Origin of the sequence: Xenorhabdus sp. SGI240, from assembly GCF_040081915.1 — a bacterium.
Classification (GTDB): domain Bacteria; phylum Pseudomonadota; class Gammaproteobacteria; order Enterobacterales; family Enterobacteriaceae; genus Xenorhabdus; species Xenorhabdus bakwenae.
In genome coordinates, this window is the sequence record NZ_JBEBMB010000028.1 from 54313 (window position 1) to 75429 (window position 21117).

Annotated in this window: 19 protein-coding genes and 2 pseudogenes; 12 read left to right on the top strand and 9 right to left on the bottom strand. The window is 38.7% G+C overall.

What is annotated here, in order from left to right; all coding sequences use genetic code 11:
• The first annotated feature begins 13 nt into the window (after positions 1-13).
• Positions 14-1024, top strand: a complete 1011-nt coding sequence (locus ABLA76_RS07295; RefSeq protein WP_348987421.1) for a hypothetical protein — start codon at positions 14-16, stop codon at positions 1022-1024.
• The gene (locus ABLA76_RS07300) at positions 1021-2100 is read left to right on the top strand and encodes a hypothetical protein (protein WP_348987422.1); all 1080 of its coding nucleotides are present in this window, start codon (positions 1021-1023) and stop codon (positions 2098-2100) included. Before ABLA76_RS07295 ends, ABLA76_RS07300 begins: the two co-directional genes overlap by 4 nt.
• Before the next feature lie 53 nt (positions 2101-2153).
• Here ABLA76_RS07300 and ABLA76_RS07305 read toward each other — a convergent pair.
• Positions 2154-2847 (bottom strand): annotated as a pseudogene (locus ABLA76_RS07305) (IS1 family transposase).
• A gap of 245 nt (positions 2848-3092) precedes the next feature.
• On the opposite strand from ABLA76_RS07305, the gene ABLA76_RS07310 reads away from it, so the two are divergent.
• The 5 genes from ABLA76_RS07310 (at position 3093) to trmL (ending at position 8585) form a co-directional block, all read left to right on the top strand.
• Positions 3093-4328, top strand: a complete 1236-nt coding sequence (locus tag ABLA76_RS07310) for a glycosyltransferase family 4 protein (RefSeq protein WP_348987423.1) — start codon at positions 3093-3095, stop codon at positions 4326-4328.
• Entirely contained in the window at positions 4325-5482 is a 1158-nt protein-coding gene (locus tag ABLA76_RS07315) for a DegT/DnrJ/EryC1/StrS aminotransferase family protein (protein ID WP_348987424.1), read from the top strand. The genes ABLA76_RS07310 and ABLA76_RS07315 overlap by 4 nt, the downstream gene beginning before the upstream one ends.
• Complete coding sequence (locus ABLA76_RS07320; protein ID WP_348987425.1) at positions 5483-6094, top strand: sugar transferase; 612 nt, start codon at positions 5483-5485, stop codon at positions 6092-6094.
• Between the two features lie 5 nt (positions 6095-6099).
• On the top strand, positions 6100-7974 hold the full coding sequence (locus tag ABLA76_RS07325) for a nucleoside-diphosphate sugar epimerase/dehydratase (protein WP_348987426.1): 1875 nt from the start codon (positions 6100-6102) through the stop codon (positions 7972-7974).
• A 107-nt stretch (positions 7975-8081) separates the two neighbouring features.
• Positions 8082-8585, top strand: coding sequence for a tRNA (uridine(34)/cytosine(34)/5-carboxymethylaminomethyluridine(34)-2'-O)-methyltransferase TrmL (trmL, locus tag ABLA76_RS07330; protein ID WP_348987427.1), 504 nt, complete (start codon positions 8082-8084; stop codon positions 8583-8585).
• Positions 8586-8660: 75 nt separating this feature from the next.
• Here trmL and cysE read toward each other — a convergent pair whose 3' ends face one another.
• The 4 genes from cysE to ABLA76_RS07350 all read right to left on the bottom strand — a co-directional run bounded on the left by cysE (position 8661) and on the right by ABLA76_RS07350 (position 11501).
• On the bottom strand, positions 8661-9482 hold the full coding sequence (gene cysE / locus ABLA76_RS07335; RefSeq protein ID WP_047771589.1) for a serine O-acetyltransferase: 822 nt from the start codon (positions 9480-9482) through the stop codon (positions 8661-8663).
• Positions 9483-9500: 18 nt separating this feature from the next.
• On the bottom strand, positions 9501-10520 hold the full coding sequence (gene gpsA / locus ABLA76_RS07340; protein ID WP_348987428.1) for an NAD(P)H-dependent glycerol-3-phosphate dehydrogenase: 1020 nt from the start codon (positions 10518-10520) through the stop codon (positions 9501-9503).
• Complete coding sequence (secB, locus tag ABLA76_RS07345) at positions 10520-10990, bottom strand: protein-export chaperone SecB (RefSeq protein ID WP_047771586.1); 471 nt, start codon at positions 10988-10990, stop codon at positions 10520-10522. Before secB ends, gpsA begins: the two co-directional genes overlap by 1 nt.
• Positions 10991-11063: 73 nt before the next feature.
• Positions 11064-11501 (bottom strand): rhodanese-like domain-containing protein, encoded by a 438-nt coding sequence (locus tag ABLA76_RS07350; protein WP_348987429.1) that lies wholly within the window; start codon positions 11499-11501, stop codon positions 11064-11066.
• A gap of 329 nt (positions 11502-11830) precedes the next feature.
• On the opposite strand from ABLA76_RS07350, the gene envC reads away from it, so the two are divergent.
• Both envC and ABLA76_RS07360 read left to right on the top strand, forming a co-directional pair.
• Positions 11831-13144, top strand: coding sequence for a murein hydrolase activator EnvC (gene envC / locus ABLA76_RS07355; RefSeq protein ID WP_348987430.1), 1314 nt, complete (start codon positions 11831-11833; stop codon positions 13142-13144).
• Between the two features lie 15 nt (positions 13145-13159).
• A pseudogene (locus tag ABLA76_RS07360) lies at positions 13160-13386 on the top strand (divergent polysaccharide deacetylase family protein); the annotation flags it as partial.
• A 128-nt stretch (positions 13387-13514) separates the two neighbouring features.
• On the opposite strand, the gene tdh reads toward ABLA76_RS07360, so the two are convergent.
• Both tdh and kbl read right to left on the bottom strand, forming a co-directional pair.
• Positions 13515-14540, bottom strand: a complete 1026-nt coding sequence (tdh, locus tag ABLA76_RS07365) for an L-threonine 3-dehydrogenase (RefSeq protein ID WP_348987431.1) — start codon at positions 14538-14540, stop codon at positions 13515-13517.
• Positions 14541-14549: 9 nt separating this feature from the next.
• On the bottom strand, positions 14550-15746 hold the full coding sequence (gene kbl, locus ABLA76_RS07370) for a glycine C-acetyltransferase (protein ID WP_348987432.1): 1197 nt from the start codon (positions 15744-15746) through the stop codon (positions 14550-14552).
• A 295-nt stretch (positions 15747-16041) separates the two neighbouring features.
• Between kbl and rfaD the strand changes: the two genes are divergently transcribed.
• The 3 genes from rfaD to rfaC are packed head-to-tail and all read left to right on the top strand — an operon-like array spanning position 16042 to position 19019.
• Entirely contained in the window at positions 16042-16980 is a 939-nt protein-coding gene (gene rfaD / locus ABLA76_RS07375) for an ADP-glyceromanno-heptose 6-epimerase (RefSeq protein WP_348987433.1), read from the top strand.
• Between the two features lie 9 nt (positions 16981-16989).
• Positions 16990-18042, top strand: coding sequence for an ADP-heptose--LPS heptosyltransferase RfaF (gene rfaF / locus ABLA76_RS07380; protein ID WP_348987434.1), 1053 nt, complete (start codon positions 16990-16992; stop codon positions 18040-18042).
• Complete coding sequence (gene rfaC / locus ABLA76_RS07385) at positions 18042-19019, top strand: lipopolysaccharide heptosyltransferase RfaC (RefSeq protein WP_348987435.1); 978 nt, start codon at positions 18042-18044, stop codon at positions 19017-19019. Before rfaF ends, rfaC begins: the two co-directional genes overlap by 1 nt.
• On the opposite strand, the gene ABLA76_RS07390 is transcribed toward rfaC, so the two are convergent.
• Positions 18999-19886 carry a GNAT family N-acetyltransferase gene (locus ABLA76_RS07390; protein WP_348987436.1) on the bottom strand — a complete coding sequence of 296 codons (888 nt, stop codon included), beginning with the start codon at positions 19884-19886 and terminating at the stop codon, positions 18999-19001. The genes rfaC and ABLA76_RS07390 overlap by 21 nt on opposite strands.
• Before the next feature lie 122 nt (positions 19887-20008).
• Complete coding sequence (locus tag ABLA76_RS07395) at positions 20009-21091, bottom strand: glycosyltransferase (protein WP_348987437.1); 1083 nt, start codon at positions 21089-21091, stop codon at positions 20009-20011.
• Positions 21092-21117: the final 26 nt, after the last annotated feature.

Genomic DNA, 21117 nt, shown 5'->3' on the forward strand with positions numbered 1-21117 from the left:
GACCTATTACCTCATGATTAGTTTTATTACTCGCAATAATCCATTCACCCATCCTGTTTTAGTCGCTCTTACTACAGCTATAAAGAAAATCAATAATGAACAAGACATTCAAATAAGAAAATTAAATCCTTGGTTTCTTCATTTTTATATATCTCATGATAATTATAAAAATGCTAGCTGGATAATTGTAGATGACCCTATAACTTTTTTATATTGTGTATATAAATTAAAAATCAACCATAAAAAGATAATTTTTTATTCTTTAGAAATGTATGAATATCAATTGCCAAATAACAATTTAAAAAACAAAATAAGAAATTTAACTTTCTCATTTGCGCATCGGCATACACAAAAAAAAGCTTTTAAAATAATATTTCCATCACAAAATAGATTAAATTTTTATCTAAAAAATAGAAATAGAAGCTATATAAAATATAAATCTATAGTTATTTATAATTACCCAGAATCAAATTCACTCTCGATAGAAACTCCGAATGAGAAACATATCAATCTTATTAAAATGTTAAAATCGAATAATAAAAAAATAATTATTTATGCCGGTTCCATACAAAAAGGTCGAAACCTAGAAAAAATATCTTCACAGCTAGCAACATCAAAAAACCATCATTTAATTTTGATTGGTCATAATAAATACTGTAGCAATGAACATTTCAACTCCATGCGCAACGTATCTTTTTTAGGGCCATTACCTAGAAAACAAATAAACTATTTTTATGATCAGGCAGATATTGGTCTACTACAATATGAAAATGAACCTTTAAATACAAAATTATGTGCACCAGTTAAATTATGGGAATATTTATATTTTAAATTAAATATCGTATCAAATCCTAATTATGCAATGCAAACAGAATGGAAAATGTATGTTGATGATTTTTATGAAACAAACGAAGACTTAATGAAAATTTTGAATATAACTGAATACGAAAATAAACACATGCCGGATATACCATTCTTAGACGAAGAAATAACCTCTTTTATTCGTGAAAACTTAATTCCATGAAAAAGTTCTTATATACTTATGGGAGCTTTTTTATTGCAAAAGCAATAAGTGTATCTGTCTACAGTTCTGCACTTGCTCTTTGGATGCCTGAAAAATTAATTAATTTACAATTTCAATATTTAATATTGATTGAATTTTTTTATGGAATGCTTTTATTTCCTTTAAAAGTTTCTATAATAAAAAACAAAAAAGACATATATTCATATTTATTATGGTCTTTCATTTTTGTTGCATTAGGATTCATTTATTCTTTAATTAACTTTGATGCAAATATAAATTTACTTATTCTATCAATTAGTCTTTCGCTATTTCCAATTCGCCTTATATTAACTGTTTATGGTGAAATAATAGATATAGACAGTTTTATTTTAAAGGAAAATTTATCTTCAACAAGTAGCTCAATTATATGTGCAATCTTATTTTTTACAGGTCATATAACAGATATACAATTTCTCCTAAATATAATTTTTAGGGAGTTATTGACAACTATGCTAATCATAATTTTTAATATAAAATCTATAGCATTAGCATTTCAAATAAAAAAAACAAAATTTAATTGGATGAGTTTTAATGTTTTATCTGGAGTTGACTATTTATTAGCATTATTTTTATTTAAAAATATGATTTTTAAAATACTTTCAAATGGCTTTTACATGTCTAATGAATTTCCAGAAAAGACAATTAAATACTTTTCTATACTATATGACCCAATAGCAGCAGTTTTTGGTATAGCATTACGCCGAAACTTAGCAATAAAAGGCTATGAAAAATATTTAAAAAATACAAAAAAAATTTTCATTATTTTAGCTTCATTAAATATCATTCTTTATATTTTAACTATCAATATATCAGAAGGTTACTTTTTATCCATAGTATTTTTATTTATTTTTTTAGCTGCTTTGCTTAATAGTATTTTATTAGTATCAACATATATAAGATACATCATTATTTTTTTACTATTCTCAACAAGCTTGGCATTACACCTTAAATTTTTACCATTTAGTTTAATATTCTACTTACCTATATTTATCCTCATTTTTATCTATAAAGGTACTCCCCATAAAAAAATACTATAACTATAGGAAGCCTCTAAAAACTTTTGGTCACGTATTCAATCCGTTGATTTATCTTAAAGATAATATTCTCTTTCAATAAAAGTCCCGATGATTTTGTCATGCATTTCAGAGGATTTTGAGTAGCCGAGTGTTTTACGGTTCAATCGTTTAATTCTGTTACGAAGTGTAAGATTTTCACGTTCGATGCGTTGCGTGAAACTTTTCCCGACGAGGTGTTCATTTTTAAGCAAAATATTGTAAGCTTTAAACTTATCTGTACACCAAAAATCAACATTGAATTGCGATAATTTTTTCAGAAGCTTTTTCAGCGTTTTCTTGTTCCGCCTTCCAAACGTGTGAGCGATGATACGCTTTAGCCGAGGTCCCAGGCGTACCATAGCCAGCGTTGGTACTTTTTATTCCCGACAAATGACCACATTTCGTCAACTTCGCAAATGAGCTGAACATTGACATGTTCCAATGGAAGTGCTGTTACACCTCGCGGTTTGAGTTTTTTAAAACTCGTATGACAACATTGATACTGATATGTAATGCACGGGCAGTATCACGGATACCAAAGTTGTTCATAGCAAGTTCAACGACTTGTTCTTTAATTCCTGCTGTGCATGCTCGATAGGCGTACTCAAGTTGAAAGGTTCATTTGCGGGATAAACAACGATAGCGTTGATGTCCCGCATCGCCTTTACCGTGTTTTTTGACGAATGCTGTTTGTTGACAAAATCGACATTTTACTTCAACCATCGCCATTTAATTTCTCCGAAAAAAGGGGAATTATACACCACTATCAACGGGTTGAATACGTGACCAGAAATCAGTGGATAAACTAGTATTGGAAAAAATTCATGGATTGAATTAAATATCTCAATCATCCAAAAGAAAAATGTCGGTGACAATTCACTTATAGGTATTGGTGCTGCACTAACAAGATACTCACATTAACTAAGTGTTTTTACTGGTAATTCAGCAAAAAATCAGAGAGATATAAATATATTATGAACATATTATACATTAACCATTATGCTGGAAATCCTTATTATGGAATGGAATTTAGGCCGTACTATTTAGCAAAGGAATGGTTAAAAAATGGACATAAAACAGCTATATTAGCATCTTCATTCTCTCATGTACGCTCAAAGCAACCTAATGTAAAAAATACAATTAAAGAAGAAAAAATTGATGGTATACAGTATATCTGGTATCCAACCAACAAATATAAAGAAAACGGAATACTTCGTCTAATCAATATTTTTTCTTTTTTATTACAAATTATTCTGTCTAATAAAAAAATCATTAATAAAATAAAACCGGACATAATAATAGCTTCTAGTACATATCCGCTAGATATTTGGGTGGCAAAATATTTGGCAAAAAAACATAAAGCAAAATTAATATTTGAGATTCATGACCTGTGGCCTTTATCTCCTATAGAATTAGGAGGAATGTCTCCAAAGCATCCATTTATGGTTTTATGTCAATATGCTGAGAATAGTGCATATAATTATTCAGATGCTGTTATATCTATATTACCTAAAGTTCACCAACATGTTATAGAGCATGGATTAGATATAAATAAATTACACATTATTCCCAATGGCATTGTATGTTCTGACTGGGAAAATGGTAACTACGATAAAATACCTAATGATATTAGTTCGAAAATACAGCTCTTAAAAAGTAAAGGCTACACAATAGTTGGCTATTCTGGTTCCCATGGTGTACCTAATGCACTAGAATTTTTAATAGAAGCAGCTAATTTATTAAGAGAAAAGCCATTCCACTTTATTCTGGTTGGTTCAGGTTTAGAAAAAAATAACCTTATAGAATATTCAAGATCATTAAATTTGGAAAATATTACTTTCTTTGATCCTATAACTAAAAAGCAAATACCAGATCTCCTGGCATTATTTGATATCAGTTACATGGGAGCTCATAAAACACCTATTTATCGTTTTGGTATATCTTTCAATAAACTAATGGATTATATGATGGCTGAAAATGTTATTTTAAGTTCCATTGAAGCCGGAAATGATCCCATTACAGAAGCTGCTTGTGGGCTAACTGTAGAAGCAGAATCATCTAAAGCTATTGCTGAAGGCTTAATTAAATTAAGTGAATATACTCTGGAAGAAAGACAACAAATGGGAAAAAATGGTAGAAATTATGTTCTAAATCACCATACCTATTCCATGTTAGCTAATAAATTTTTACAAGTGATGAAAAAACTATGAACAACAAATTCCTTCCTTTCGCATTACCTGAAATTAGTGAAGAAGAAATTAATGAAGTTGTAGATTCATTAAAGCATGGTTGGATTACAACTGGCCCTAAAGCAAAAAAATTCGAACAAGATTTTGCTAGCTATTTAGGTGATAATGTTGAAGCTATTGCTGTTAATTCAGCTACTGCGGGCCTACATTTAGCCCTAGAGGCAATAGGCATTAAACCTGAAGATGAAGTTATAGTTCCGACCTATACCTTTACAGCGACTGCCGAAGTGGTTCGCTATTTAGGTGCAAATCCTGTTTTTGTTGATTCCCTTCCTGATTCTCTTAATATTGATCCTAAAGCTATCAGAAAAGCAATAACCTCCAAAACAAAAGCAATTATTCCTGTACATTTTGCAGGCCTATCTTGTGATATGGATGAAATCATCTCTATCGCTAAAGAATTTAACCTAAAAATTGTTGAGGATGCTGCTCATGCATTTCCAACTATCTACAATGGAAAAAAAATAGGTACATTAGATACAGACGTTACTGTCTTTAGTTTTTATGCCAATAAAACAATGACCACGGCTGAAGGTGGTATGTTAGTCTCTCGTAATCCAGAAATCATAAAAAGAGCTAAAGTTATGCGCCTTCACGGTATCAGCAAAGATGCATTTGATCGATACCAATCCAAAACTCCTGCTTGGTACTATGAGGTTATAGAACCAGGATTTAAATATAATATGCCTGATATTTGTGCTGCAATTGGAATCCATCAGCTAAAGAAAATTGATCTCTTTCAGAAAAAAAGAGAACAAATGGCAAAGTTTTATGATGAAGAACTTAAAGATTTACCATTAATATTACCTACTAAACCTTTCAACTCAGATAATCAACATGCTTGGCATTTATACCCCATCCGCTTAAAAGATGAAGTCAAAATATCAAGAGATGACTTTATTATAAAAATGGCTGAAAAAAATATAGGCTGCTCAGTTCACTTTATTCCCCTCCATAAACACCCTGTTTGGAAAGATACTTATTTATTATGTGAGGAAAATTTTCCTGTCGCAGAAAAGAATTTCCATAGAATAGTTTCTATTCCTTTATATACAAAAATGACAAAAAACGATCAAATTAGAGTAATAAATGCAATAAAAGAGATTTTAGAATAAATGAAACCTATATACATAAATTTTAAAAGGCTTTTCGATTTCATTTCATCTTTTCTAGGTATAATTGCTTTATCTCCTATATTAATATGTATCGCTATATGGATAAAAATGGACTCGAAAGGGCCCATTTTTTTTCGTCAAAAACGTATTGGGCAATATGAAAAGCCATTTTATATTCATAAATTTAGAAGTATGACATTAAACTCCGAACAAAAAGGACAACTTACAATTGGTAATGATTCTCGCATAACCAACTCTGGAAAATTTATCAGAAAATATAAACTAGATGAATTAGCCCAACTTATTGATGTTATTCAAGGAAAAATGAGTTTAGTTGGTCCTAGGCCTGAAGTACCTGAATTTATGGGTAAATATCCTCTAGAGATGAGATCAAAAATATTGTCAGTAAAACCAGGTATAACAGATCTGGCATCTATAGAAATGATAGATGAAAATGAAATATTGTCTCAATATCCTAATCCCCATCAAGCTTACATTGATATAATTATGCCTCTCAAGGCCAAATATTATCTAGATTATGTTAAACAGCAATCATTTTGTCTTGATATTAAAATAATTTTTAAAACTATATATAAAATAATTTTCAGGTAACATTCATGAGCAAGAGACTTCTTTTCAACAAAGAAAGGTTACTAAAAACACTTTTATTAATGATTGCTGATATTATGATGATAGTTTCTTCATATTGGATCAGCATGTGGCTACGTTTAGATAGAGAAGTTCCCATTAATAGTTTATTACATTGGTCTGTAATTAGCCTAACAATACCATGTACACTCTTTATATTTATTAGATTAGGATTTTACCGAGCGATATTAAGATATGTTAATATGAGTATTTTAAAGTATGCTGTTATTGGTTCATTTTTATCATCTCTAATTTTAATAGCATTTTCTTCATACCAGCAGGCTTTTTTACCAAGAACTGTTCCAATTATCTATTTTTCTTTTTTAGTTATTTTCTTGTGTGGAACTAGATTTTTTTACAGAACACTCCGTAATTATATAATGAACAAGGGAATCCCCGTCATTATATATGGAGCAGGGGAATCAGGAAGACAATTATTACCCATATTGAGAGAACACCGCGAATTAGAGCCAGTAGCTTTTATTGATGACAATCTTAAACTGAAAAATTTAAGTATTCAAGGAATCATTGTTTATTCATCTGACTCAGTTATTAATCTAGTAGAAAAATATAAAGTAAAAAAAATATTACTTGCCCTCCCCAGTGCATCTATTGCTGAAAGAAAAAGTATTATAGATACACTACAACCAACGCATTGCGAAATACTAACAATCCCAAATTTCAATGAATTGGTAGATGGTACAGCTCAAATTGATACTCTAAGAAGAGTATCTATAGATGACCTTTTAGGTAGGGAACAGGTATCTCCATTACCAGAATTATTATCCAAAAACATTTTAAATAAAAATGTTTTTGTATCTGGAGCGGGTGGTTCAATTGGCTCTGAATTGTGCCGTCAAATTATTAAACAAAAACCGAATTTTTTAATTCTATTTGAATTAACAGAATATGCTCTTTATTCAATAGAAAGAGAACTACAAAAAATCAACAAAGAAAAAAAACTCAATGTTAATATCATCCCTATATTAGGGGATATAAAGAACTCAGAGAAAATAAATAAAATTATTAGCAAATATTATATTAACACCATTTATCATGCTGCAGCATATAAACATGTTCCTCTGGTTGAATTAAATACTATAGAAGGAATTCAAAACAACATATTTGGTACATTGGCTATTGCTCAAGCTGCTATTTCTAAAAAAGTTGATAAATTCGTCCTAATATCAACAGATAAGGCAGTTCGTCCCACAAATATAATGGGAGCAACAAAAAGATTCGCTGAGTTGATATTACAAGCGTTAGCTAAACAGAATAAACATACCCAATTTTCCATGGTAAGGTTTGGAAATGTACTTGGTTCTTCAGGCTCAGTAGTACCTCTGTTTGAGAAACAAATAACTAACGGAGGTCCAATCACTCTTACCCATAAAGAGATAACTCGATATTTCATGACAATCCCAGAGGCAGCTCAACTAGTTATTCAAGCAGGAGCTATGGGAGTAAATGGTGATGTTTTTGTATTGGATATGGGAGAATCAATAAGAATATATGATCTTGCAGTTAAAATGGTAAACCTTTCAGGTTTAACAGTCAAAGATGAGAATAACCGAAATGGAGACATAGAAATAAAAGTCACAGGTCTTCGTCCAGGTGAGAAATTATACGAAGAATTACTGGTAGGAAACAATGTTTCAGGAACAAGCCATCCTAGAATCATGACAGCAAATGAGATCTATCTAGAATGGTCTGAACTTAATGAGTTAATTCAACATCTTCAATCAGCTTGCTGTAAACGCGATTTAGAATCTATTCGTGAAATATTGATAAATGCTCCTTTGGAATTCCAACCTAAAGATGAGATATGTGACTTATTAAAATAATTGATTGTTATTCCCAATACCATCTATCATCAGTAGAAGCATCCAACTAAAAAATAAATTTCTATTCTCGAATAAACAGCTATCATAATTTTCCCATTTGAAACACCATGCTAAACATCGTCCTATTCGAACCAGAAATTCCGCCTAATACAGGCAACATCATCCGCCTGTGTGCCAACACAGGCTGTCAGCTTCATCTCATTCAACCTTTGGGTTTCACATGGGATGACAAACGCCTGCGTCGTGCGGGGTTGGATTACCATGAGTTTGCCAATATCAAACAACACCACGATTACAATGCGTTCCTGGAAAGTGAAGGACTCAGTTCCGTCAATTCACAATCCCCTTCTGGAGCGCGTCTGTTTGCCTTAACTACAAAAGGTACGCCGGCGCACAGTAATGTGAGTTATCGTGATGGTGATTACTTGATGTTCGGCCCGGAAACCCGTGGGTTACCGCCTTATGTGCTAGATAACATGCCGCCTGAACAGAAAATCAGAATTCCCATGCTGCCAGATAGCCGTAGCATGAATCTGTCCAATACTGTTGCGGTGGTTGTGTTTGAAGCATGGCGGCAACTGGGTTATCCGGGTGCGTTATTGCGGGATTAAGATTAATAGGACATTCAGCGTCTAATCCGCGCTGAATGTCCTATCTATTAATGCTCATAAGAAAAGAACAGAATTTCAAATCCCATCCCCATTCTCAAATCCATTATTGATGCCATTAAAATGTTGGTTCATATCCAACGATGGCTTCTCACTTTCCGGTTTACCAACAATCCTCGCCGGTACGCCTGCCACTGTGGTATGAGGTGGAACTGATCTTAATACAACCGACCCTGCCCCAATTTTCGCACCTCGACCAATTTCGATATTGCCGAGTATTTTGGAACCCGCGCCAATCATCACCCCTTCACGTACTTTCGGATGACGATCTCCGCTAGTTTTACCTGTTCCCCCAAGCGTTACGGATTGCAGGATGGAGACATCGTTTTCAACAATCGCTGTTTCACCAATCACAATGCCCGTTGCGTGATCTAGCATAATGCCGCAGCCAATCTTTGCGGCAGGATGGATATCGACACCAAACGAAACTGAGACTTGGTTTTGCAGATAAATCGCCAATGCCTTGCGATTTTCTTTCCATAACCAGTGAGCAATACGGTAGGCTTGCAGAGCATGGAAACCTTTAAGATAGAGTAAGGGTGTCGAATATTTATCTACTGCCGGATCGCGCAATCGAACAGCTTTGATATCACGTGCTGCCGATTCAATCATCTTGGGATCACTGCGATACGCATTTTCAACGACTTCTCTGACTTCTATGGGGGGCATAATCGGTGATGCCAGCTTATTTGCCAGCATGTAGCTCAGGGCACTACCAAGATTTTCATGCTTGAGTAGTGTCGCGTGAAAGAAACTGGCTAACATGGGTTCACAGTCTGCCAGCGCCCTCGCCTCGTTTTTAATATTTTTCCAGACTTCGTTCAGTTCTGCTCGCGACATATCAGTGTTCTCATTTATTTAAGAGTGAGAGCCTTCTCCCTCATCTCTTGTCGCTCTTCCCAATAATGTTTGGGCAGCCTCAAGCACATTTTTATTGCAGTATAGTATCTGGTAGATCTGCTCTGTGATAGGCATTTCAACACCCGCTCGTTTTGCCAAGGCACGAACTTCTTTAGTGTTGCGATACCCTTCAACCACTTGCCCGATCTCACTCTGCGCTTCATCAACACCGATACCTTTTCCCAGCATCATGCCAAAGCGACGGTTGCGGGATTGGTTATCAGTGCAGGTCAGAACTAAGTCACCCAGTCCAGCCATTCCCATAAATGTAGAAGGATCAGCACCCAATGCTACTCCGAGGCGGCTCATCTCTGCCAACCCTCGGGTGATCAATGCCGTGCGGGCATTGGCTCCAAATCCCATACCATCAGAGATCCCTGCACCAATTGCAATAACATTTTTTATTGCCCCGCCGAGCTGTACTCCTATGAAATCTGGGTTTTTATAAACCCGGAAGCTTTTGCCGCAATGGAAAAACTGTTGCAGTTCTTCACCAAATTCAGGTGTTGTGGCCGAAACCGCAATCGCGGTTGGTAAACCTGCTGCTAGCTCTTTCGCAAATGTCGGGCCAGAAACGACGGCCAGGGGGATTTCATCGCCTAATATCTCACGAGCGACATCTTGTAATAAACGCCCGGTTTCCGCTTCAAGCCCTTTGGTTGCCCAAACAATGCGGTTATCCTGTTGTAAATATGGTTTTATCTGCTGTAAGACATCGCCGAAAACATGGCTGGGAACCACCACCAGGATATTACAACTGGCTGAAACAGCGCTTTTCAGATCGGATTCGAGCAATAAGCTGTCAGGAAAAGAAACATCCGGTAAAAATGCCTGATTACAGCGCGCTTGTTGCAATGCATTGACGTGCGCAGGGTTATGCCCCCAAAGCACAACATCATGCCCATTGCGAGCCAACGTAATCGCTAAAGCGGTGCCGTATGAGCCGGCACCGATTACTGTCATAGAAGCGGTATTCATCAGGCTTCCTGTGCAGCCTCATTAGACTGAGATTCAGTCTGCTGTTGCAGATAATTCATGAACAGGGCATCGAAGTTAACAGGAGCCAGATTCAGTTGTGGGAAAGTACCACGACTAACCAGGCTGGTGATGCACTCACGGGCATATGGGAACAGGACGTTCGGGCAATATGCACCTAAGCAATGTGCCAACTGAGTTCCTTCAAGACCATCAACAGAGAAAATCCCCGCCTGCTGGACTTCACACAGAAACGCAGTTTCTTCTTCCAGTGTCGCCGTGACAGTAACGCGCAGAACAACTTCATAAACTCCCTGAACCAATTCACTGGAAGCGGTATCCAGATCCAATTTAACTTCCGGCTGCCAATCCTGCTGGAAAATCTGTGGGGCCTTTGGTGCTTCGAAAGAAATATCTTTCGTGTAAATGCGCTGGATCTGGAAAGCCATTTCTGTGTTGTTTTGTTCTGACATAATAATATTTACCTTTTTCAGATGTCCTTACTAAACTTTTCTACAATGCAAGCGACACTTGCACCTCAGTTCGTTATTTCTTGCCGCGAGCCAATGGCAAATTTTCCCCCGCCCAACCAGTAACCCCTTCTTTCAGGGAATAGACCTGCTCAAAGCCCAAACGAACCAGATTTTCCGCTGGTGTTCTGGATTCCAGCCCATTCGCTGAAACGACGATAACAGGCTGTTTTTTATGTTTCTCCAACTCACCTAAATTATTGTCTTTAATTTCAGATGGCGTCAGGTTAACGGAACCAATAATATGCCCTTTGCGGAAATCGTCCCGGGAGCGTAAATCCACGACGATAGCGTCTTCCTTGTTGATGAAATGGATAGCCTGAGCACGGGTGATATCTTTACTCTTGGAGAACACGCTTTTTACCGTCATCACAATGACAGCCACCAGCAATGCAATCCAGGCAAGGCTCAGGATCGTGTTCCGGCTAATAAATTGCATGATTTCTTGCAGCATGGAGGGCAACAACTCCCGTTGGTTAATAACAAATATCTAAGGTAGAAGAGTATACCTGTGTGTTGCATCAATTACAGCCAATTAGCATCAATCCAATGCAGATTTTGCGGAGAGTTTCGAGAAAAATTTAAAAACATACCGAGAACAACTTGATTGTAATGCATCAATAAAATATTTCATGTAACACTGGACCAAGGCAGGATTTTCGACAATAAATAGACTAAATTAACTAAAACTTATATTAATGATAAAAAACAGTCTGTTCTCTGGTCAGGTGCAATTCCTCATGAAATAATCAGGCGCTATGTAGCAGCAGGGTAACCAATAAGATGGCTGAAAATAAGGATCTCAGGAGCCGTAAGAATCGGCAGAGGCAATACAAACTGCAAAATAAAATCAGAGTGTTACAGCTCTGTGCCTTGTTGTTCACCTTTCTCAGTTTCAGTATAAAGACTTTCGCCAATCCAATTTCAGAGAATAAAAATCAGCTCAAAGATATTCAACAGAATATTGCCGAGAAAGAGGAAAGCGTAAAACAGCAACAAAAACAACGTACAGATCTGCTTAACCAATTAAAAGAACAAGAAAGTACCATCTCAGAAGTGGGACGTTCGCTGAACACGACACAAACTCGTCTGAATAAGTTAGAAAACGACGTGTCATCGCTAAATGCCAATATCAAACACCTGCGAATGCAACAAAAGGAGCAACGACAATTACTTGCCAACCAATTGGATGCCGCATTCCGGCAAGGAAATCACCAAGGTTTAGAATTGTTGCTCAATGGGCAGGAAAATCAGCGCAAAGAACGTATTCTCGCCTATTACAGTTACTTGAATCAGGCACGTCAGGAAACTATTGCCAGACTGCAAAAAACAACTGAAGAACTCAACCAGCAAAAAAAACTGCAACTAGAAAAACAAAGTGAACAAAAAGCGATACTGGTTAGCCAAAAACAGCAAAAGCAAAAGATGGAAACTGCCCGCACTGCGCGGCATAAGACATTAACGGTTCTTGAATCTTCATTGAAAAAAGTTCAACAAAGCCTGGCTGTGCTTCGGCAGAATGAAACCAGACTGAGAGACAAAATTGCCAAAGCTGAACGGGAAGCCAAAGCGCGTGCTGAACGTGAAGCACGTGAAGCGGCTCGTGTTCGTGCCCAGGTTGCCGCTAAACAGAAACAAGCGCAACAAAAAGGTTCCAGTTATAAACCAACAGAAGCAGAACGTGCTCTCATGGCACGAACGGGTGGCCTTGGGCGTCCTGCCGGGCAAGCAATCTGGCCAGTACGCGGTCGTGTCATCCATAGCTTTGGCGAAGCGATACAAGGTGAGCTTCGCTGGAAAGGGGTTGTTATCTCGGCAACGGAAGGGACGGAAGTCAGGGCAATCTCAGATGGACGTGTATTGCTGGCAGACTGGCTGCAAGGCTATGGCTTGGTTGTCGTGATTGAACACGGTAAAGGCGATATGAGCATTTACGGTTACAACCAGAGCACATTGGTTAGTGTCGGGCAACAGGTTCGGGCTGGTCAGCCAATAGCATTGGTTGGCAGCAGCGGCGGGCAACAACAGCCGTCACTGTACTTCGAAATCCGCCGTCAAGGGCAGGCTGTTAATCCATTACCGTGGTTAGGGAAATAGGATAGGAACGCAATAATGGTGAAGATGCGGTATCGATTGATAAATCAGGTTAATGCATTCACGCTTTTATCTTGGGTACTGTTATTCTTCACATCATTGCTGTTGACTCTAAATGCTCAGGCTGCACGTTTAACCATCGTCATTGATGATGTTGGTATCGTGTCAGTGAAGAAAATAAGATCTTACAAATGCCCGTTGCGGTTTCTATTACGATCCTCCCCAACTCCCCGTATGGCAGAAAAAACATCCAATATTTCAGGCAAGCCAGAAGTAAAGCAAACAACGGAAAACAAGGCTGCCAATAAAACACAATTGCCACCAAAAGCGGATAAAACAGGCACCCAAAAGCCAAAGGTGCCTGTGCTAATTTTTAATCCCAATTTAAGAGAACTTTGCCAGATTGCCCTGAGCGCATGACATCAAAGCCTTTCTGGTAATCATCAATCGAGAATTGGTGAGTGATAATCGGGGACAAATCCAGACCAGATTGGATCAAAGCCGCCATCTTGTACCAGGTTTCGAACATCTCACGCCCATAGATTCCCTTGATAAATAATCCTTTAAAGATGACCTGATTCCAATCTATTGCCATATCTGAAGGCGGGATACCCAACAGCGCAATACGTCCACCGTGGTTCATGGTATTGAGCAAAGTACGGAACGCTGGTGGAGCGCCTGACATCTCCAAACCAACATCAAAACCCTCTGTCATTCCCAGTTCTGCCATAACATCAGTCAGATTTTCTTTGCTGACATTCACCGCGCGGGTAACGCCTATTTTGCGAGCTAACTCAAGTCGATATTCATTGACGTCTGTTATCACGACATGACGCGCACCGACGTGCTTACATACCGCAGCTGCCATAATCCCGATAGGGCCAGCGCCTGATACCAGAACATCTTCCCCCACCAGATCAAAAGACAGCGCAGTGTGTACCGCATTGCCAAATGGATCAAAAATCGCAGCCAGCTCATCGGGTATATTGTCTGGGATCTTAAAAGCATTAAATGCGGGAATAACCAGATATTCAGCAAATGCACCTTCACGGTTCACACCAACACCCGTGGTATTGCGACATAAATGCGTACGTCCACCACGACAATTACGACAGTGACCGCAAGTGATATGGCCTTCACCGGATACACGATCACCAATCTTGAACCCTTTGACTTCCTGACCAATCGCAACCACTTCACCAACATATTCGTGCCCGACGACCATCGGGACAGGGATAGTTTTTTGCGACCAATCATCCCAGTTATAGATGTGAACGTCCGTCCCACAAATGGCCGTTTTACGGATTTTAATCATCACATCGTTGTGCCCAATTTCTGGCGGGGGCACTTCTGTCATCCAGATACCTTCTTCTGGCTTTAATTTGGACAAGGCTTTCATAATGATACCTTAAGCAATCACATTCAATTGCTTGCCAATGCGGATAAATGCAGCCACCACACGTTCAATTTGCTCTTCAGTATGGGCGGCTGAGATCTGGGTTCGAATACGGGCCTGACCTTTTGGCACAACCGGATAAAAGAATCCAATCACATAAATGCCTTCTTTCAACAGTTCCGCCGCGAATTCCTGCGCCAGTTTCGCATCTCCCAACATAACAGGGATGATCGCATGGTCTGCTCCCGCCAGAATGAAACCTGCCGCTGTCATTTTTTCACGGAATAAGTTCGCATTTTTCCAGAGACGCTCACGCAGATCATCACCATTTTTCAGCATGTCCAGCACTTTGATCGATGCGGCGACAATGGCTGGAGCCAGTGAGTTGGAGAACAGATAGGGGCGTGAACGCTGGCGCAACCATTCAACCACTTCTTTGCGCGCAGCAGTATAACCACCCGATGCGCCCCCCAGAGCCTTACCCAGCGTACCGGTGATGATGTCAATACGTCCCATAACATCACAATATTCATGTGTGCCACGGCCGTGCTTGCCAACAAAGCCAACTGCATGTGAATCATCCACCATGATCAATGCACCAAATTCATCTGCTAAATCACAGATGGATTTCAGGTCAGCAATAACACCATCCATGGAAAATACCCCGTCAGTTGCGATCAGGATATTTTGCGCACCTTCCGCTTTTGCCTTTTCCAACTGAGTCCTTAATTCTTGCATGTTATTATTGGCATAGCGGTAACGTTTCGCTTTACATAAACGGATGCCATCAATGATGGAGGCATGGTTCAAAGCATCAGAGATAATGGCATCTTCTGGTCCAAACAGGGTTTCAAACAGACCGCCGTTTGCATCAAAGCACGAGGAGTACAGAATGGCGTCTTCCATACCCAAAAATTCAGCAAGTTTATTTTCTAATTCTTTATGGGCATCTTGCGTACCACAGATAAAACGCACGGATGCCATACCAAAACCGTGGCTATCCATGCCTGCTTTTGCCGCCGCGATCAGGTCAGGGTGATTGGCCAAACCTAAGTAATTGTTGGCACAAAAATTAACGACTTGGTGACCCTCAGCAACAGCAATATTGGCATGCTGAGCAGAAGTGATAATACGCTCACTTTTGAATAACCCTTCGGAGCGGGTTTGTTCCAACTGCTCATTCATTTTCTGATAAAACGACGCTGACATGTTTCTCTCCTGAATCCCTAACTAAGTGAAAGGCGTGGTGTATTTTACTGATAGATCCTGCCAGTGACGACATAACGAGCAAGATAATATCAACTTTGTAAAGCTGATCACGGCCCAGAGCCTGGCATACAGCAAAATTTCAGGACATTCCCCTGGTTAAGCTGCTGTCGTCAGTAGGGTTAAGTGCTATTATACGCAGCAAAGATATACCCAATAGATGTCAAATTGCAGCTTTATCGCTGCAATTTGACATCTATTGGGTATAAAGTGAACTGACTATTTAGAGGTGGGCCAAATGATTATTGTCACTGGTGGCGCAGGGTTTATTGGCAGCAATATTGTCAAAGCACTGAATGACGAAGGCTATAAGGATATTCTGGTTGTTGATAACCTGAAAGATGGCACAAAATTCGTCAATTTGGTTGATTTGGATATCACCGATTATATAGATAAAGAAGACTTCATCGCCAGCATCGTGGCGGGTGACGATTTAGGTGCTATTGATGCCATTTTCCATGAAGGGGCTTGCTCATCCACAACCGAATGGGATGGTAAGTATATGATGGACAATAATTATCAGTACTCTAAAGATGTGCTGCATTACTGCCTTGAGCGCCAAATCCCCTTCCTGTACGCCTCTTCTGCGGCGACTTATGGCGGCCGCAGTGACAATTTCATTGAAGAGCGCCAATATGAAAAACCTCTCAATGTTTATGGCTACTCCAAGTTCCTGTTTGATCAATATGTTCGTGATATTTTGCCTCACGCGGATTCCCAAATTTGCGGCTTCCGTTATTTCAATGTGTACGGGCCGCGCGAAGGGCATAAGGGCAGCATGGCGAGTGTCGCCTACCATTTAAATAACCAGATTCACCAGGGACAGAATCCGAAGTTATTTACTGGCAGTGAGAATTTCCGCCGCGATTTTATCTATGTCGGTGATGTTGCCGCTGTCAATCTGTGGTTCTGGAAAAATGGCGTTTCCGGCATTTTTAACTGTGGAACAGGCCGCGCTGAATCTTTTCAGGCTGTGGCAGATGCTGTGATTACATTCCATAAAGAAAAATCCCCAACCGTGGAATACATCGACTTTCCGGAAAAATTAAAAGGCCGTTATCAGAGTTTTACTCAAGCAGATCTGACAAAACTCCGCGCTGCTGGCTATCAACAACCGTTCAAGACGGTTGCCGAAGGCGTCGCTGAATATATGCAATGGCTCAATCAGGATAATTAATCGACCTCTATGAAGATATTGGTGATCGGCCCATCATGGGTGGGTGACATGATGATGTCACAAAGCCTCTACCGTACTTTGAAAACGTTGTACCCCAGTGCGGAAATTGATGTGATGGCACCTGCATGGTGTCGCCCATTACTGGCAAAAATGCCAGAAGTGCATCAGGCATTGGCTATGCCGCTGGGTCATGGTGCCCTTGCCTTGGGTGAACGCCGACGCCTCGGTCTGGCATTGCGTGAAAATAGATACGATCGTGCTTATGTATTGCCCAACTCATTCAAATCTGCGCTGGTTCCTTTCTTCGCCAATATCCCGCTACGTACAGGCTGGCGCGGCGAGATGCGTTACGGGTTGCTAAATGATATCCGAGTCCTGAATAAGAGTGCGTTTCCACTCATGGTTCAACGTTATGTCGCTCTCGCGTATGAAGGGAAAAATATACGTAGCGCCGATGATCTTCCACAATCTTTGTTATGGCCGCGATTAAGTGTCAATGACGAAGATATTGCAGAATCAACCTCAGCCTTCAATATCTCTGATCACCGCCCTATTATTGGCTTCTGCCCTGGTGCTGAGTTCGGCCCAGCCAAACGCTGGCCACATTATCACTATGCCGCTCTTGCCGAAAAGTTAATTACCCAAAAAGGCTATCAAATTTTGCTGTTTGGTTCTGACAAAGATCATCCGGCAGGTGAAGATATTCGCGCACTTTTAAGCGATGATGCCCGCGAAGATTGTCTCAATCTGGCAGGAAAAACCTCGCTTGAACAAGCGGTAAATGTCATCGCCGGCTGTGACGCCATCGTCACAAATGACTCAGGTTTGATGCATGTAGCGGCGGCCTTAAACCGTCCTCTGGTAGCATTATATGGACCAAGTAGCCCGGATTTTACCCCGCCACTATCAAATAAGGCTGAAGTGCTCCGCCTGATTACGGGCTATCACAAAATCAGAAAAGGCGACAGCGACGGCGGCTATCACCAAAGCCTGATCGATATTCAACCTGAACAGGTTCTATCTTCATTAGAAAAACGGCTACAGGCGGAGAAGCAAAATTAATGCGTGTTTTACTGGTAAAAACATCTTCGATGGGGGATGTGTTACATACTCTGCCAGCATTAACTGATGCAAAACAGCAGTTTCCTGACATTCAATTTGATTGGGTAGTGGAAGAAGGATTTGCCCAAATTCCAACCTGGCACAATGCGGTCGAAAATGTGATCCCTGTGGCTATTCGCCGTTGGCGAAAAAATTGGTTCAGAAAAGATATTCGTGAAGAACGGGCACGATTCCGGCAACAACTACAACAACACCAATATGACGCCATCATTGATGCGCAAGGTCTGTTAAAAAGTGCTTTTTTGGTAACCAGACTGGCACATGGCCCAAAACATGGTTACGATCGAAAAAGTATTCGTGAACCCATCGCCAGTTTTTTCTACGATCATTGTCATGCTGTCAGCAAGCAACAACACGCGGTTGAACGCACCCGAGCTTTATTTGCTGAGAGCCTGGGCTATAAAAAACCGTCAGGGCAAGGTGATTACGCCATCGCCTGCCATTTTTTGCACCAGCAAACCAGTAGCCAAAATAACTATCTCGTTTTTCTTCATGCAACAACGCGCGATGAAAAACATTGGCCTGAAAATCATTGGAAGCGGCTTATCGCAGATCTCCGGGCAACGGGTATGCGCATTAAACTCCCTTGGGGCACTGAACATGAATATCAGCGGGCATTACGGCTAGCGGAAGGGTTTTCCCATGTTGATGTTCTGCCAAAACTAACGCTGGCCGAAGTTGCACATGTTATTGCGGGGGCACAAGCTGTAGTTTCCGTTGATACAGGATTAAGCCATCTTACAGCGGCACTTGATCGACCCAATATTACGCTATTTGGGCCGACTGATCCTCGTTTGATCGGTGGATATGGCAAAGAGCAACATCCCCTGAAATCGGCGGATAATACGATGCAGGGTATTACTTCAGGGGAAGTTATGCTGCTTTTGCAGGATACATTAAAAAAGCACTCTGCCTAGTGGGAATATTTCACACCAACGATTTTTGTATTCAAACGTAGGGTTACCTAAAGAGTAACGCATAGTTTTGTCTTGCTGTTGACACAGTGCTTTTGCTTCTTGGATATTCACCCACATCAAGATACTGCCAATGCTGAGATGGGCATACTCAGGTTCATAACCCCCATTAATGGCATCAAAGGAGATCCATTTGGGGCTTTCTGCCCACAAGACAAGATCGTAAGCACAAGGCTTGCCGTTAATCAGCAGCACATTGCCAAATATATGCTCACGAAGCTCAGTGTATATTTCAAGGAGATGCTTTTTCTGTTCTTCCGAGTGGCTGTAATTCCAGCGCTTTTGGTACAGATCGATATAAATATCCACCAACTCTTCTGCGCTGAATTCACTTGAAGAGCGAATTTCTCCTCCTGCACGCTTAAATTTATTGATCTCGTTGCTACGATTGCGGCGGGTTTTATAAGAAAAACTGTCTTTGATTAGGCAGATTTGGCGCTTACTGAAAAGAGACCTATAACTCGTATTGATAAAATTATTTTCATGAATAGGTGATAATCTCTTCGATTTTATAGGTAAAAATAATTTTACATCTGTTGCGATAGGGAAAACAATTTCATCATATGAAACTGGGTATCTGGTTTGCATTTCTTCAATCAGATTTTTGTTTTTAAAAGAAAAACAGGCACCCTTAACGCCAGATGCTGTTTTTTTGATATAAAAACCAAACTGCCCATCAAGATGTTTATCCAAAAAAGATACAATATTGGGATGTGTTAATGTACATCCGCCAAAAAGAGCATGCGCTTCTTTATACTGTTCAAAATTGCATTCTTTCCATCCTGAAAGAAGTACTTTTAACTTTTCCATAATACCCCATAAAATACTATTTCATTAAAATCAAATCATAAAAAAAATTATTCTATCTTATATTGGAGTCGCCAGAAAAAATAGATAAAAAATAACATTACACTTCATAGAAAAATAAAAAATTATTCACCATTAACATTTAATATCGATTTAATTCTCAAAATATACCTTTCATCATATATGTCATTTACTGTATTTTTAATTTCATTATACTCTGGAAGTTCTTTTTTTGAAATTATATTTTGCAATATATAAGATAATTCATTAACATTCCCAACTGGGTATAATTCACCATTTTTATATTGCTTTATAATATCAGTTGTTCCTGTTTGACAATCTGAGCTAATACAATAAATACCATAAGAAATAGCCTCTCCTAAAACCATAGGAAAACCTTCATTTTTTGAAGTTAAGAGTAACGCTGAAACTTCAACAACATTTTTTTGAACGAAATCCCAAGGTTCCTTTATCCAACCATGCCAAAATATATTCTGGTTAATATTCAAGTTATCTGACAGTTTTTTTAAATATTTTATATCATCGACTACACCAGTACCAATTATATGTAACTCCCAATTACCTATTACCATAGATAATGCATTGAACATTTCTTGCAGATTCTTTCCTTCTTTTGCAAGAACTCGTCCTATAAAAATGAATTTTGTTACATCTTGGGGTCTTAATATAGTTTTTTCTTGTCTCGAAAATGGATTAAATATAGTGAAAATCTTGTCTTTACTAACTCCATTTTTAATAAGATATTCTGTATTACCATTACTAATAGATAAATGATTTTCTGCTTTTAACACAAACTTTGCTTTATATGCAGTAAAAAGGGATAAATGTATCCACGAGAATATTTTCACTTTTCTAAAAACTAACTTATTAGCAACATTAGAAATATAACAACTAATAGCATCAATTGAAATTATAATATCAGGATTTTGTTTTTTTATTATCCTAGCCAATTGATACGAGAAGATATATCTACGTAAAGGAGTGTTTTTTTGATAACACTCTAATATAGAGAAAGGTACGTCTTTTAACCAATCATGGTTCTTTTTCTCCTTATCTTGCTTAAGAAAGACAAAGTTTATATCCGAATCTTCATTTAATAGATTATATAATTTTTTACATACTGTTTCTGTTCCACCTAACCCCCCGAGTTCAAAACCAACTATCATTATTTTTCTTTTAAACATCATATACCTCAATAAATTAATACTTATAA